This window comes from Streptomyces enissocaesilis (genome assembly GCF_039533765.1).
Lineage (GTDB): Bacteria > Actinomycetota > Actinomycetes > Streptomycetales > Streptomycetaceae > Streptomyces > Streptomyces enissocaesilis.
Map to the genome: position 1 here is coordinate 1 of NZ_BAAAUD010000036.1, position 14,216 is coordinate 14,216.

A 14,216-nucleotide genomic window follows, 5' to 3' on the forward strand; every position below is an offset into this window, starting at 1 on the left:
ACCCGTCTACGACACCCTCATGGCCGACCAACTCGACACCGCCATCGAACAAAACGGCAAAGGCGACCTTGCGGCGCTGCTGGCCGGCAACGACACCTGGACCGTCGTCGGCTGACGTCACCGCGCCGGCGGGTGAAAGGGGCGCCCGGTCCTGAGGGACCGGGCGCCCCTCTTTTCGTGCTCGCGCGCCTCTTCTTTCCGTGCCGCCGCGCGCCGGATGTCATGACCGTATGGGGATACGGGCATGACATCCGGGCCGGGTCGGCGCTACCTTCAGCAGGATGATGTGCGCGGGTCGGGAGGGCGAGTGAAGTCGGTCAACGAACAGCGGTCGGGGTTGCTGTACGGCATCGGCGCCTACGGGATGTGGGGGCTCGTCCCCCTCTTCTGGCCGCTCCTCAAGCCCGCCGGCGCGATGGAGATCCTGGCCCACCGCATGGTCTGGTCCCTCGCCGTCGTCGGCGTGGTGCTGGTGGTGGTACGCCGGTGGGCATGGGTCGGGGAGCTCGTCCGTCAGCCCCGGAAGCTGGGGCTGATAGCCGTCGCCGCGACCGTCATCACCGTCAACTGGGGTCTCTACATCTGGTCCGTCAACAACGGCCAGGTCGTCGAGGCGTCGCTCGGATACTTCATCAATCCGCTGGTCACCATCGCCATGGGCGTCCTGCTGCTGAAGGAACGCCTGCGGCCCGTGCAGTGGACGGCGGTCGGGGTGGGTTTCGCGGCGGTGCTGGTACTGGCTGTCGGGTACGGGCGGCCGCCCTGGATCTCCCTGGTCCTGGCCTTCTCGTTCGCGACGTACGGCCTGGTCAAGAAGAAGGTCAACCTCGGTGGTGTGGAGTCGCTGGCCGCCGAGACCGCCGTCCAGTTCCTCCCCGCGCTGGGCTACCTGCTCTGGATCGGGTCGCACGGGGACGCGACCTTCGGCACGGAGGGGCTGGGGCACGCGGGGTTGCTCGCCGCCACCGGCATCGTGACCGCCGTGCCGCTGGTCTGCTTCGGTGCGGCGGCGATCCGGGTGCCGTTGTCGACGCTGGGGCTGTTGCAGTACCTCGCGCCGGTCTTCCAGTTCGGGCTCGGTGTCGTGTACTTCCATGAGGCGATGCCGCCGGAGCGCTGGGCCGGCTTCTCGCTGGTGTGGGCGGCGCTGGCGCTGCTGACGTGGGACGCGCTGCGTACAGCGCGGCGGGGGCGGGCGGAGGCGGTGCGGCTGGCCGCGATGGCGGCGACTGCCGCTGCGGTGCCGACCGCTGCGGCGACTGCGGGCACGGGTGGCGCGTTGGGCTCCGCGGCCGAGCCGGCGCCGACGCCGGCGCCCACCAAGCCCGTGCCGTAGGGGAGCGCCCCCACGGGGCTGTTCCCCTCCCCTCTCCCTCCTCGCCCCTTCCCGAAGCCGGGGCTCCGCCCCAGACCCCGCTCCTCAATCGCCGGAGGGGCTCCGAAGGAGCCCCTCCGGGTGCCTACCCCGCCGGTACAGCTCCCGGCTGTGCGTCGGCCGGCCGGGACGTCTCCAGCGGCGCCCGCCCACCACGCCCGGCGTTTCCGCCCCGCAGGCCGAACGCCGTGATCACCGTGCCCGCGACGACCATCACCGCCGGCACCGCGACAGCATGGCGACGTCGATGCCTTCGAGGAAGATGGTGCCGCAGAGTACGAGCAACAGTGCCCAGGCGCGTCGGGCCATGGGTAAGGGCCTTTCGTATCAGGCCAGTTGTCGGGACGCAGGTCGGTTCCCTCTTGTAACCACTGGCATCCTGCGGCAGCATCACGGCGTATGGAAGAAGGCACTTCGAAGTCACCGAGCAACTGCCAAGTCACCGACTCCCAGGGGGCGTACGGCGACACCGACCCCTTCCAGTGGGACACCCGCGAGGACTGCGAGGTCCGCCAGATCCTCGACCGGGTCGCCGACAAGTGGTCGCTGCTGGTCATCGCGCTGCTCGACAACCACGTACTGCGCTTCACCGAACTGCGGCGCAGGATCGACGGCATCAGCCAGCGCATGCTGACGGTGACGCTGCGCCAGCTGGAGCGCGACGGGCTCGTCGAGCGGACGGTGCACCCGGTGGTGCCGCCGCGCGTGGAGTACGAACTGACGCCGCTCGGCGCGACGTTGCACACCACGATCCGTTCCCTGGTCACCTGGACCGAGAAGCACCAGAACGAGATCGCGGCGGCCCGCGCCGACTACGACGCCCGTACGGCGGCCGAGGAGGCAACGACGGAGGCGGCGGACGCGGCGGCGGCGGACGCGGCGGAGAAGGCTCCTGCCGCCGCGGCTTCCGGACGCTGACTCGGGCTCGACTCCCGGTACCGGAGCGGCTCCCGGCCACGGCGCCGCGGCGCCGCACGAGGCGCCCCTCAGCCGTCCGCCGGGGCAGCCCCCTCGCTGCGGCGGGCGCGGTGGGCGCGCACCTTGTTGCGGTTTCCGCAGTGCTCCATCGCGCACCAGCGGCGGCGCCCGGGGCGCGAGGTGTCGACGAACAGCAGACAGCAGTCGTGCGAGCCGCACGCGCGGATGCGGTGGGCGTACGGTCCGGTGAACAGGTCGACCGCGTCGCGCGCCACCGTCGACAGCAGCCGGTCCCCGGTCGCGCCCGGCACCCACGCGCGCACGGCGCCCGCTCCCGCGACCACGTCGATACGGGCGGCCAGCGGCTCCCGCGCCGCCCGCTCGTTGACCACGTCGAGGTCGGCGGCGGCCAGGGCGCGGCCGTGGGCACGGTCGGCGGCCAGCCGGTGGAGCGCGCCGCGCAGGGTGCGCGCGTCCGCCAGCTCGTCTTCGCTCACGGCCAGGTCGAGCCCCGGCGGCAGCCGGCTCCGCTCCGCCCACCGCACCAGATCGGCGGGGGTGTGCAGCACTTCGTACCGGGCGAGCGGCCCGGGGCCGCCGGTCGGCAGCAGTTCGAGGCAGAGGGCGCCCGCGTCGAAGGGATACGGACGGCCCTGCGGCGTACGCAGGATCAGGCCGGGCGTTTCCGTTGCGCGCTCCATCACGTAACCACTATAACCAGTTACCATGACACTGCACTGGAAGCTCGTCGTCGACGCCAACGACCCGCACGCCCAGGCCGACTTCTGGGCCGCGGCCCTCGGCTACGAGGTGGAGGACAACGACGCCCTGATCGAGCGCCTCATCGGTTTCGGCGCCGTAGTGCCCGACGCGACGGTGGAATTCCACGGCCGCCGCGCCTTTCGCGATCTGGTCGCCGTCCGGCATCCGGACGACCCGTACGACAAGGACACGGGGACGGGGCTCGGCCGCCGGATCCTCTTCCAGCGCGTACCGGAGACGAAGACGGTCAAGAACCGGCTGCACATCGACGTGCACGCCGAACCGGGCACGCGGGAGACCGAAGTCGCCCGCCTGGAGGCGCTCGGCGCGGCCGTCGCCGACCGCGTGAAGGAGCCCGGGGGCGAATGGGTGGTCATGACGGATCCCGAGGGAAACGAGTACTGCGTGCAGTGAGGCGGCTTCCGCGCCGCCCGCACCGTCCGGCATTCGAACACCGGTGACCGGTTTCCGCTCTTGACGGTGGGTCGGTCCCTCGCTGAACATTCAGCACGCGCAGCCACGCACGGCCCACGCAGAACCGTCGCACCATCAGCTCCAACGCCCCGCGCCGCCGCACGCGTCGCGGGGCGTCTCGCACGTTCCGTCTGTCCCCGTACGGAATCCGGAGCCCCCACATGAACCTCTCCAGCACCGCCGGCCGCACCGCCGCAACCGTCGCCCTCGCCCTCACCGGCCTGGTCGCCGCCACCACGCCCGCCGCGTCCGCCACCACCGCCGCCCCGTCCGCGGCGCTCGCCGCCCCCGACATACCCCTCGCCAACGTCAAGGCGCACCTCACCCAGCTCCAGTCGATAGCCACCTCCAACGGAGGCAACCGCGCACACGGCCGCCCCGGCTACAAGGCATCCGTCGACTACCTGAAGGCCAAGCTGGACGCCGCCGGATTCACCACCTCCGTCACGACGTTCACCTCCGGCGGCGCGACCGGCTACAACCTCGTCGCCGACTGGCCGGGCGGCGACCCCAACCAGGTCCTGATGGCCGGCGCGCACCTCGACTCGGTCGCCTCGGGCCCCGGCATCAACGACAACGGGTCCGGTTCCGCCGCCGTCCTGGAGACCGCCCTCGCCGTCTCCCGCGCCCAGCTCAAGCCCGCAAAGCATCTGCGGTTCGGCTGGTGGGGCGCGGAGGAGCTGGGGCTCGTCGGATCCAAGGCGTACGTCAACAGCCTTCCCGCCACCGAGCGTTCGAAGTTCTCCGGCTACCTCAACTTCGACATGATCGGCTCGCCGAACCCCGGCTACTTCGTCTACGACGACGACCCGGTCATCGAGAAGACCTTCAAGGACTACTACGCGGGCCTCGGCGTCCCGACGGAGATCGAGACCGAGGGCGACGGCCGCTCCGACCACGCGAACTTCAAGAACGTGGGCATACCGGTCGGCGGCCTCTTCACCGGCGCGAGCCGTACGAAGACGAGCGCCCAGGCCCAGAAGTGGGGCGGCACCGCCGGGACGGCCTTCGACCGCTGCTACCACTCCTCCTGCGACACCACGGCGAACATCAACGACACCGCCCTGGACCGCAACAGCGACGCGATCGCCCACGCCGTCTGGACGCTGGGCACCGGACCCACCACCCCGCCCGGCGACGTGTACGAGAACACCGCCGACGTCGCCGTCCCGGACAACGGCACGGCCGTCACCTCGTCCGTCACCGTCCCGGGCCGCACGGGCAATGCCCCGGCCACCCTCCGGGTGGGAGTGGACATCAAGCACACCTGGCGCGGTGACCTGGTGGTCGACCTCGTCGCGCCCGACGGGACGGCGTACCGGCTGAAGAACTCCAGCAGCAGCGACTCGGCCGACAACGTGATCACCACCTACACGGTGGACGCGTCGGGGGAGCCGGCCAACGGCACCTGGAAGCTCAGGGCTCAGGACATCGCCGCGCAGGACACCGGCTACATCGACAGCTGGAAGCTCACCTTCTGACAGCCGGCCGCCGGCACCTCGCATCCGGCACCCGGCAGATGACAGGTGCCGGATGCACGGATCAGCGCCACCGCCCGCGCAACGGACCTGACGAAACGGCCGGCGCCGCCCTCGTGCCCCAGGGGGCGGCTCAGGCCGTGATGTCCTTCGTCGTGAAGCGCGCCCAGGCCGCGGAGCCGAACACCGCCGCGTACAGCGCCTGGAGTCCGAGATTGTCCAGCACCCCGTCCCAGTAGAGCGGCTCGCGCAGCAGGTCCGTGAAGGACAGCCAGTGGTGCGTGAAGAGATACGGATGGACCACGGCCAGCTGCGGGACCGTGTCCAGGATCTGCACCGTGATCAGCAGTCCGACCGTCGTCGCCATCGCCGCGACGCCGCTGTTGGTGAGGGTCGAGACGAACAGGCCGATCGCCGCGAGCCCGACCAGCGAGGCCGCCACGACCGCCGCGATCAGCACGGCCCGTACCAGCCCGTCCCCGAAGCCGGTCCGCGTGCCCGAGATGGTGGTGACTTCGCCCAGCGGGAAGAGCAGGGCCCCGGTGACCAGCGCGGACACGGCCACGACCAGGGTCGCGACCAGGCAGAAGACCATCGTGGACGCGAACTTGGCGAGCAGCAGCCGGGTACGTCCGGCCGGGGCGACCAGCAGATAGCGCAGCGTGCCCGCGTTCGCCTCGCCCGCCACCGCGTCGCCCGCGACGACGCCGACGGCCATCGGCAGGAAGACCGGCAGGGTCGCGGCGAGCGCGGCGAAGACGAGGAAGAGACCGTTGTTGGTGATCTGCGTGAGGAAGGCCGGTCCCGCGCCGCCCCCTCCGCCGCCGGCCGACGAGCCGTCGCCCGTCTCGATCTTCACGGCGATGCCGATCAGTACGGGTACGGCGGCCAGCACCGCCAGCAGCGCGAGCGTGCGCCAGCGCCGGAAGGTGGTGGTCAGCTCGGACCGCAGGAGCCCGAGCGTCCACAGCGGGCTGCGGGCCCGCGGGCTCTCCTGCCGGACCGTCGTCTCAGCCCGCGACATCGAAACCCTCCCCCGTCAGTGCCACGAACGCGTCCTCCAGCGAGGCCCGTTCGACGCCGAAGGACCTCACCCGCACACCGGCCCGCACGAGTGCGGTGTTGAGGTCCGCCAGGTCCACGTCCCCCGGCGGCAGCTCTCCGGTCACCCGGTCCTCCGTGACCGTCAGACCGGTGACGCCCAGCTCCTTGAGCACCCGCGCCGCGTCCGCCGCGTCCGGTGTGGTGACGGCGAGCCGCCCGTGCGCACCGGCCGCCAGCCCGGCGACCGGGCCCTGCACGATCAGCCGCCCCCGGGCCATCACCGCCGCGTGCGTGCACACCTGCTCGATCTCGTCGAGCAGGTGCGAGGAGAGGAAGACCGTCGTGCCGTCCGCCGCCAGCTCCCGCACCAGCGAACGGATCTCGCGCATGCCCTGCGGGTCGAGGCCGTTCGTCGGCTCGTCGAGTACGAGCAGCCGGCGCGGCCGGAGCAGCGCGGACGCGAGCCCGAGCCGCTGCTTCATCCCCAGCGAGTACGCCTTGGCCTTCTTGCTCCCCGCGGCCGTCAGGCCCACCCGGTCGAGTGCCGCCGCGACCCGCGCCCGGCGGGTGCGCGGATCGGCCGCCGGGTCGGCGGAGTCGTAGCGGATCAGGTTGTCGCGGCCCGACAGGAACCCGTACAGCGCGGGCCCCTCGATGAGCGCGCCCACCTCGGGCAGCACGCTGCGGGCGGCGCGCGGCACGGGTCTGCCGAGCAGGGTCGCCGTACCGGACGTCGGCTCGATCAGGCCCATCAGCATCCGGATGGTGGTCGTCTTCCCCGAGCCGTTGGGCCCGAGGAAGCCGAAGACACTGCCGGCGGGGACAGTGAGATCGAGACCGTCGACGGCGAGCTGCCCGCCGCGGAAACGCTTGGTGAGCCCACGTGTGTCGATCACGGCCTCACTGTTCACGGCGGACAGCTCCTCCATCCCGGCTCTGCCTTGTCTGCCTTGCTTCTTCTGCTTGCCTTCTTCTACTTGCTCACTTGCTCACTTGGCCGCGTCGGCGGCCCGGACCAGCGCGTCCTTGGTGACCGCGCCGACGTACACCTTGCCGTCGTCCGTCATCAGGGCGTTGACGAGACGGGTCTCGAAGACCGTGCCCGAGCCGAACTCACCGGACACCTTGTCGCCCAGCGCGTCCATGAACTGCTCGGCCTCCGGCGGTACGTCGCCCTTCTCCGGTGCCTTGAAGCCGGCGTCGTCGCCCGCCGCACCGCCGCCGGGGGACGAGATCTCGGCGACCGAGGTCCAGCCCTCGCCGATGACGTTCAGCCCCTCGAAGTCCTTCAGGTCCTCCTCGCCCTTGAAGCCCTTCCCGAAGTCCTTCTCCTGGGCGTTCGGCCCGTCGTCGCCCTCGGTCACCTTCGTGCCCTTGGGCGGGGTGAACGTGAAGGTGTCCGCGGCCGGCTTCCCGAAGTCGACCTTCGTGAAGCCCACGTCGATCGCGGCCTTGCCGCCGCTGCTCGGTGTGAGGGTGAACTTGAGCGGTACGCCGTTCTCCGCGTCGACCGCGACCCGGACGGACCCGATCGTCGAACCGGACTGCTCGGGCTTGATGAGCAACTGGTACGCGTCCCGGCCGGCGACCTGCGTCGTACCGTCGACCGTCACCGCGGTGGTGTCGTCCGCGGCCTTCAGCGCCTCCTCGGCCAGCCCCTTCGGCGTCGTCGGGACCCCCTCGGGAAGCTTCTCCTGCTGGCCGGAGTCCTCGGCCGAGTCCCTGGCGTCCGCGGGCGCCTTGGTGTGGAAGGCCTCGTTCGAGGCGCTGTCGTACGCCCAGACCTCACCCGCGTTGTGAATCAGGCTGTACTCCGCGGCGTCGTCCAGGACCGACACCCGCTGCTTGTCCGGGCCGTCGGCCGCGACGCGCAGCGTGTGCGTGCCGGAAGCGAGTTCCATCAGCTTGGCCTGCGGATCGGCCGACGAGCCCTCGCCCCCGCCCCGGGGGGCCAGGCTGCCCGCGATGCCGTCCAGGGAGGGGATGCCCAGGTCGGTGCTGATCTTCACGGTGCCGGAGAGGTGCTGCGTGTCCGAGGCCGCCATCTTCTCGACCAGTTGCTGAGCGGTGATCTTCGGCAGGTCGGGGTCGCCGGAATCGGCGAGCGCCGGGACGAGCCCGATGGTCGCCGCCGCCACCCCCGCCACCGCGACCGGGACGATGTAACGCGCGGCCTTCCGGCGGCCGGCGGCGAAGTTCCCGCCGTCGGTGGTCTGTGCGCTGTCGTTGGGTGCCATGTGTGCTCTACCTCCGTGGTTGGCGGCCGTCGTCCACTGCACTCGTCCACCCCGCGCCGCCATTCTCACCCGAATCGGTGGGGAGTGGTGGTTCTCATCCGACCAAAACGGCGGGCAGGAAGCGTCAGCCCGCAGGATCAACTCCGTCTCCTGCTCCGGGATGACACAAGACGCCGGCGCCTCCCCCGTCAGTCAGGGGAGGCGCCGGTCGGCCCTTGCGTCCATCGGTGGCCGGCTGCCTAGCCGGCGCGGTGCACCACCGCGTCGCACAGCTCCTCCAGAGCCGACTTCGCGTAGCACTCGGGCAGCGGCGCCAGCGACGCCCGCGCCCCCTCGGCGTACCGGATGGTGTCGCGGCGCGCCTGCTCCAGGGCCGGGTGCACGCGCAGGCGCCGCAGCACCTCGGCGAGCAGGGCGTCGTCGGTGAGGTCCCCGTCGAGCAGCTCGCACAGCTCGACGTCGTCCGGACGCCCGTGCTCGGCTGCCTGCGCGCGCAGCAGCAGCACCGGCAGCGTGGGAATGCCCTCGCGCAGGTCCGTGCCCGGCGTCTTCCCGGACTCGTGGCTGTCGCTCGCGATGTCGAGTACGTCGTCCGCCAACTGGAAGGCGGTGCCCAGGCGCTCGCCGTACTGGGTGAGGATGTCGACGACGCTCTCGTCGGCGCCCGACATCATCGCGCCGAAGCGCCCCGAGACCGCGATCAGCGAGCCGGTCTTGCCCGCGATGACGTCCAGGTAGTGCCCGACCGGCTCCTGGCCCTCGCGCGGTCCGGCCGTCTCCAGGATCTGGCCGGTGACGAGGCGCTCGAACGCCTCCGCCTGGACGCGTACGGCTTCGGGCCCGAGGTCCGCCAGGATGTGCGAAGCGCGCGCGAAGAGGAAGTCACCGGTGAGGACCGCGACCGAGTTGCCCCAGCGGGTGTTGGCGCTGGGGACTCCGCGGCGTACGTCCGCCTCGTCCATCACGTCGTCGTGGTACAGCGTCGCCAGGTGGGTCAGCTCGACGACCACCGCGGAGGGCACGATGCCCGGCGCGTGGGGGTCACCGAACTGCGCGGCCAGCATGACCAGTAGTGGCCGGAACCGCTTGCCCCCTGCCCGGATCAGATGCTGTGCGGCCTCCGTGATGAACGGAACCTCGCTCTTGGTGGCGTCGAGAAGCCCTTCCTCGACGGCTGCCAAACCGGTCTGGACATCGGTCTCAAGAGCCTGGTCCCGCACGCTCAGTCCGAACGGCCCGACGACGGTCACGAGGGTTACTCCTGTCTGCTGACGATCACACGGATTGTCGATGTGTCGCTGTCTTCACTCAAGTCAGCGTATCCGGTCAGCTTTCGATCACAGTGAGCGCCTTCCCGTCACCCGCGCGCAGCCCGGTAGACCCCGGTATGTTCTTGCTCACTCGATAAGACCGGGAGTAAGCATTTCGTTCCGCACCGTGTCCGGCACCCAGCCCGACGAGCCCGATTCCGGCGAGCCCGACGAGCCGCGTCAGCGGAGCGACACCGCCCGCGCCAGCCGCGGCGACACGTACTCCGTACCGCACACGAACCGCACGACCGGCCCGAACGACGCCGCGGCCGGCAGCCCCGTGAAGTAAAGACCCGGCACCGAGGACCCGTACCCCGCGTCCAGCCGCGGCGCCCCCCGCGTCACCGCCAGCGCCGTCCGCACCCCGGGCCCGAGGAACCCCAGCGCGGCCACGACCGTCCGGTAGCCGGTCGCGGCCATCACATGGTCGGCGGACAGCTCGCGCTGCATCCGGCGCCCGATCCGCAGCAGCCCCTCCACGAACCGTTCGGGCTCTTCCGTCCCCGTGGTCGGCCGGACGAAGGCGCGTTCCAGATAGCGGGAGAGCGCGGCCGGGGTCCACCGGTCCTCGGTGACGGCGTACATGGGGACGCCGAGCCTGCCCAGGCTGCGGATCGCTCCCACCCCGCCGTGGTGCAGCGGGTAGCTCCCGATCCTCACGATCGGCCCGGGCACGTCCCGGTCAGGCGCGAAGGGAGCGCTCCCGCATCGCGCACTCGTGGAGCGCGCACTCGTGAAACGCGCACTGCGGCTCGCCACCCGTCCCCCTACGACACGGCCCGCCCCGACACCCCTGTCCGTGTCCCCGAAGGACGCTAAGCCGGAATTCCCGCCTCCAGCAAGGTCTTTTCGGGCATTGCGGACTCTTTAGGCACTGCCGTCACAGGCGGCTCCCACGTAACGTGTTCCCCCCACGACCTGGAAAGCGAGGCAGCACCGATGCCCGAGCAGAGCCCGCTCGACCTTGCCGAAGGCGACCTCTTCGGCCCGCACAACCTCCCTTACGGCGTCTTCTCCACCGCGGACGAGCCCGAGCGCCGCCGGGTCGGTGTCCGTATCGGCGGCCATGTGCTGGACGCGGGGGCGGCCGCGCTCGCCCTGGGCTCTCCGTACGCCGCGCTGCTCGCCCAGCCCTCGCTCAACCCGCTGCTCGCGGCGGGGCGTACCGCGTGGCGCGACGTTCGCCGCGCGCTCACCGCCTGGGTGACGAGTCCCGCGCACCGCGCCGACATCGAGCCCCTGCTGCACCCCCTCAGCGCGGTCGCGCTGCATCTGCCGTACGACGTCGCGGACTACGTCGACTTCTACGCGAGCGAGCACCACGCCACCAACGTGGGCAGGATCTTCCGCCCCGACGGCGACGCGCTGACCCCCAACTGGAAGCACCTGCCGATCGGTTACCACGGCCGGTCCGGCACGGTCGTGGTCTCCGGCACGGACGTGGTGCGCCCCCACGGCCAGCGCAAGACGCCGGCCGACCCGGCCCCCGTCTTCGGTCCCTCGGTCAAGCTCGACATCGAGGCGGAGGTCGGCTTCGTGGTCGGCACCCCTTCCCCGCAGGGCACGCCGGTTCCGCTCGCGGACTTCCGGGACCACGTCTTCGGGCTGTTCCTCCTCAACGACTGGTCGGCGCGGGACATCCAGGCCTGGGAGTACGTCCCCCTCGGCCCCTTCCTCGGCAAGTCCTTCGCCACGTCGGTGTCGGCGTGGGTGACTCCCCTGGAAGCACTGGACACGGCCCAGGTGGCGCCCCCGGCCCGCGACTTCCCCCTTCTCCCCTACCTCGACGACTCCGAGGAGGAGGAGCCCGGCGGCTACGACATCCGCATCGAGGTGAGGATCAACGGCGAGGTGGTCTCCACTCCGCCCTTCTCCACCATGTACTGGACGGCGGCGCAGCAGCTGGCCCAGATGACGGTGAACGGCGCGTCGCTGCGCACGGGCGACCTCTTCGGCTCCGGCACGGTCAGCGGCCCCGAGGCCGGCGAACGCGGTTCCCTCCTGGAGCTCACCTGGAACGGCCGCGACCCGCTCGAACTCCCCACCGGCAAGCGGACGTTCCTGGAGGACGGCGACGAGGTCACGATGACGGCGTGGGCACCGGGTCCGCACGGCACGAGGGTGGGACTGGGCGAGGTGACGGGCCGTATCACCCCGGCCCGCTGACACCACCCCCGACGGGACGCCTTCGGGGCACCGGGGCGCCCCTGCGCGGGGCTGTCCCCACCCCGCCCCACCCCTTCCCGGACCCGGGGCGGGCCCCCGGCCCCCCGATGCCCTCCGGGCGTGTCCTCAGTCTCCCCCCGACTTCGTCCGGGGGGACCCCCAGCAGGCACACATCGAGCCCCTCCGGCGATTGAGGAGCGGGGGGCGGGGGGGGGCCCCGGTTNCGGGGTGGGGAAAGACCCCGCGCGGCGGCCCGAGCCCGCCCGCTACGCCGGGCCGGAGAACTCCGGCTCGTCCCAGTCCGGCTCCTCGTCCCAGTCCCACTCCTCCGCGCCCGCGCCGGCAACCGGCCCCGCCGCCCCGGCCCGGCCCCCCGGGACCGCAGAGGCCGCCGGGGCCGCCTGGGCCGCCGCAGCCCCAGCCGCGGCGTCCGCCGGAGCCTCCCGGGCGGCCGCACCGCCCGCAGGCGACGGCTCGGGGGCCTCCGCCGCCGCACCCCCCAGCGAGGCCAGCACCCCCAGCACCCCTTCCCCGTACGTGGCCAGCTTCTTCTCGCCGAGCCCGGCGATCCCGCCCAGCTCCGCCACCGACCCCGGCCGCACCGTCGCGATCTCGCGCAGGGTCGCGTCGTGGAAGATCACATACGCCGGTACGCCCTGCTCCCGCGCCTGCTCCGCGCGCCACGCCCGCAGCGCTTCGAAGACCGGCACCGCCTCCGCCGGCAGGTCCGCCTTGGCGGCCGCCGCCTTCGCCCTGCGCTCGCCCTTCGCGGACCCGGACCGCGCGGCCGGGACCGGCTTCGCCTCCTTGCGCAGGCGCACCTCACGCTCCCGGCTCAGCACCGACGCGCTCTCGTCCGTCATGACCAGCGTGCCGTACTCGCCCTCGACCGCCAGCAGGCCCTGTGCCAGCATCTGCCGCACCACGCCCCGCCACTCCGCCTCCGCCAGCTCCTCGCCGATGCCGAAGACCGACAGCTGGTCGTGGTCGAACTGGATCACCTTGGCGGTCTTGCGGCCCAGCAGGATGTCGATGATCTGGCCCGCGCCGAACTTCTGCCTGCGCTCCCGCTGCAACCGCACGATCGTGGACAGGACCTTCTGCGCCGGCACCGTCCCGTCCCACGTCTCGGGCGGGGCCAGGCACGTGTCGCAGTTGCCGCAGGCGGCCGCCTCGGGGTCCTGCCCGAAGTACGCCAGCAGCTGGGCCCGCCGGCACTGCGCGGTCTCGCAGAGCGCGAGCATCGCGTCCAGATGGGAGGCGGCCCGCCGGCGGAACGCCTCGTCGCCCTCGCCGCTCTGGATCATCTTGCGCTGCTGCACCACGTCCTGGAGGCCGTACGCCATCCAGGCCGTCGACGGCATCCCGTCACGCCCGGCGCGGCCCGTCTCCTGGTAGTAGCCCTCGACCGACTTCGGCAGGTCGAGGTGGGCGACGAACCGCACGTCCGGCTTGTCGATGCCCATGCCGAAGGCGATGGTCGCCACGACCACCAGGCCCTCCTCCCGCAGGAACCGGGACTGGTGTGCGGCGCGCGTCCCCCCGTCGAGCCCCGCGTGGTACGGCACGGCCTCGATGCCGTTGCGGCAGAGGAACTCCGCCGTCTTGTCGACCGAATTGCGCGAGAGGCAGTAGACGATGCCCGCGTCCCCCGGGTGCTCCTCCCGCAGGAAGGACAGCAGCTGCTTCTTCGGGTCGGACTTCCCCACGATCCGGTACTGGATGTTGGGGCGGTCGAAGCTCGCCACGAAGTGCCGGGCCTGCGGCATTCCGAGCCGCTGGGTGATCTCGCGGTGGGTGGCGTCCGTCGCGGTCGCCGTGAGCGCGATCCGCGGCACATCCGGCCACCGCCGGCCCAGCACCGACAGGTTCAGGTAGTCCGGCCGGAAGTCGTGGCCCCACTGGGCCACGCAGTGCGCCTCGTCGATCGCGAACACCGAGATCTTGGCCCGGCCGATCAGGTCCAGGGTGGAGTCCAGGCGCAGCCGCTCCGGTGCCAGGTAGAGGAGGTCCAGCTCCCCGGCGAGGAACTCCGCCTCCATCGCGCGCCGCTCGTCGAAGTCCTGCGTGGAGTTGATGAACCCGGCCCGCACACCGAGCGCCCGCAACGCATCGACCTGGTCCTGCATGAGTGCGATGAGGGGGGAGATCACGATGCCCGTACCGGGCCTGACCAGCGCGGGGATCTGGTAGCACAGCGACTTTCCGCCGCCGGTCGGCATCAGCACGACCGCGTCCCCGCCGGCCACCACATGCTCGATGACCGCGGCCTGCTCACCGCGGAACGCCTCGTACCCGAAGACGCGGTGCAGCGTCTCCAGCGCGTCGCTGCGCGTCACCTCGCCGGCCTCGACCATGCCACCCGTCCCGTTCATCGCTCTGTCCCCCGTACGTACCGTGCCCGGCTCCCCACGATAGGGGCATCCACTGACACCCCCACCCGAAAGCAGCC

11 protein-coding genes and 2 pseudogenes are annotated in these 14,216 nt (G+C 71.8%); 6 read left to right on the forward strand and 7 right to left on the reverse strand.

The genetic code is table 11. From position 1 onward, the window contains the following. From ABD374_RS17315 to ABD374_RS17325, 3 genes and pseudogenes are all read left to right on the forward strand, one after another. A pseudogene (locus ABD374_RS17315) lies at positions 1-115 on the forward strand (2-oxoacid:ferredoxin oxidoreductase subunit beta); the annotation flags it as partial. 192 nt (positions 116-307) lie between these two features. After that, positions 308-1,336 carry an EamA family transporter RarD gene (gene rarD, locus ABD374_RS17320; RefSeq protein WP_344496150.1) on the forward strand — a complete coding sequence of 343 codons (1,029 nt, stop codon included), beginning with the start codon at positions 308-310 and terminating at the stop codon, positions 1,334-1,336. Positions 1,337-1,774: 438 nt separating this feature from the next. Then, positions 1,775-2,293, forward strand: a complete 519-nt coding sequence (locus ABD374_RS17325) for a winged helix-turn-helix transcriptional regulator (protein ID WP_344496152.1) — start codon at positions 1,775-1,777, stop codon at positions 2,291-2,293. Between the two features lie 68 nt (positions 2,294-2,361). Here ABD374_RS17325 and ABD374_RS17330 read toward each other — a convergent pair whose 3' ends face one another. After that, positions 2,362-2,994, reverse strand: coding sequence for a CGNR zinc finger domain-containing protein (locus tag ABD374_RS17330; protein ID WP_344496324.1), 633 nt, complete (start codon positions 2,992-2,994; stop codon positions 2,362-2,364). A gap of 25 nt (positions 2,995-3,019) precedes the next feature. Here ABD374_RS17330 and ABD374_RS17335 point away from each other — a divergent pair, with 25 nt between their 5' ends. Continuing rightward, complete coding sequence (locus ABD374_RS17335) at positions 3,020-3,469, forward strand: VOC family protein (protein WP_344496154.1); 450 nt, start codon at positions 3,020-3,022, stop codon at positions 3,467-3,469. A gap of 221 nt (positions 3,470-3,690) precedes the next feature. After that, positions 3,691-5,010 carry a M28 family metallopeptidase gene (locus tag ABD374_RS17340; RefSeq protein ID WP_344496156.1) on the forward strand — a complete coding sequence of 440 codons (1,320 nt, stop codon included), beginning with the start codon at positions 3,691-3,693 and terminating at the stop codon, positions 5,008-5,010. A 130-nt stretch (positions 5,011-5,140) separates the two neighbouring features. Here the strand turns inward: ABD374_RS17340 and ABD374_RS17345 are convergent, their stop codons facing one another. From ABD374_RS17345 to ABD374_RS17370, 5 genes and pseudogenes are all read right to left on the reverse strand, one after another. After that, positions 5,141-6,031, reverse strand: coding sequence for an ABC transporter permease (locus ABD374_RS17345; RefSeq protein ID WP_344496158.1), 891 nt, complete (start codon positions 6,029-6,031; stop codon positions 5,141-5,143). Next, entirely contained in the window at positions 6,018-6,980 is a 963-nt protein-coding gene (locus ABD374_RS17350) for an ABC transporter ATP-binding protein (protein ID WP_344496160.1), read from the reverse strand. Before ABD374_RS17350 ends, ABD374_RS17345 begins: the two co-directional genes overlap by 14 nt. Before the next feature lie 60 nt (positions 6,981-7,040). Beyond that, complete coding sequence (locus ABD374_RS17355; RefSeq protein WP_344496162.1) at positions 7,041-8,288, reverse strand: LolA family protein; 1,248 nt, start codon at positions 8,286-8,288, stop codon at positions 7,041-7,043. A 239-nt stretch (positions 8,289-8,527) separates the two neighbouring features. After that, the gene (locus ABD374_RS17360) at positions 8,528-9,538 is read right to left on the reverse strand and encodes a polyprenyl synthetase family protein (RefSeq protein WP_344496164.1); all 1,011 of its coding nucleotides are present in this window, start codon (positions 9,536-9,538) and stop codon (positions 8,528-8,530) included. Between the two features lie 501 nt (positions 9,539-10,039). Beyond that, a pseudogene (locus ABD374_RS17370) lies at positions 10,040-10,273 on the reverse strand (ATP-grasp domain-containing protein); the annotation flags it as partial. A gap of 264 nt (positions 10,274-10,537) precedes the next feature. On the opposite strand from ABD374_RS17370, the gene fahA reads away from it, so the two are divergent. Further along, the gene (gene fahA, locus ABD374_RS17375; RefSeq protein WP_344496166.1) at positions 10,538-11,764 is read left to right on the forward strand and encodes a fumarylacetoacetase; all 1,227 of its coding nucleotides are present in this window, start codon (positions 10,538-10,540) and stop codon (positions 11,762-11,764) included. Between the two features lie 266 nt (positions 11,765-12,030). Here the strand turns inward: fahA and recQ are convergent, their stop codons facing one another. Continuing rightward, a complete protein-coding gene (gene recQ, locus ABD374_RS17380) occupies positions 12,031-14,139 on the reverse strand; it encodes a DNA helicase RecQ (protein WP_344496168.1) in 2,109 nt (702 codons plus the stop codon). Positions 14,140-14,216: the final 77 nt, after the last annotated feature.

Bases quoted from the DNA above. Each gene is read 5' to 3' on its own strand.
- ABD374_RS17330 (WP_344496324.1), bottom strand. From the start codon at position 2,994: ATGGAGCGCGCAACGGAAACGCCCGGCCTGATCCTGCGTACGCCGCAG.
- ABD374_RS17340 (WP_344496156.1), top strand. From the start codon at position 3,691: ATGAACCTCTCCAGCACCGCCGGCCGCACCGCCGCAACCGTCGCCCTC.
- ABD374_RS17355 (WP_344496162.1), bottom strand. From the start codon at position 8,288: ATGGCACCCAACGACAGCGCACAGACCACCGACGGCGGGAACTTCGCC.
- ABD374_RS17345 (WP_344496158.1), bottom strand. From the start codon at position 6,031: ATGTCGCGGGCTGAGACGACGGTCCGGCAGGAGAGCCCGCGGGCCCGC.
- ABD374_RS17350 (WP_344496160.1), bottom strand. From the start codon at position 6,980: ATGGAGGAGCTGTCCGCCGTGAACAGTGAGGCCGTGATCGACACACGT.
- fahA (WP_344496166.1), top strand. From the start codon at position 10,538: ATGCCCGAGCAGAGCCCGCTCGACCTTGCCGAAGGCGACCTCTTCGGC.
- recQ (WP_344496168.1), bottom strand. From the start codon at position 14,139: ATGAACGGGACGGGTGGCATGGTCGAGGCCGGCGAGGTGACGCGCAGC.
- ABD374_RS17335 (WP_344496154.1), top strand. From the start codon at position 3,020: ATGACACTGCACTGGAAGCTCGTCGTCGACGCCAACGACCCGCACGCC.
- ABD374_RS17325 (WP_344496152.1), top strand. From the start codon at position 1,775: ATGGAAGAAGGCACTTCGAAGTCACCGAGCAACTGCCAAGTCACCGAC.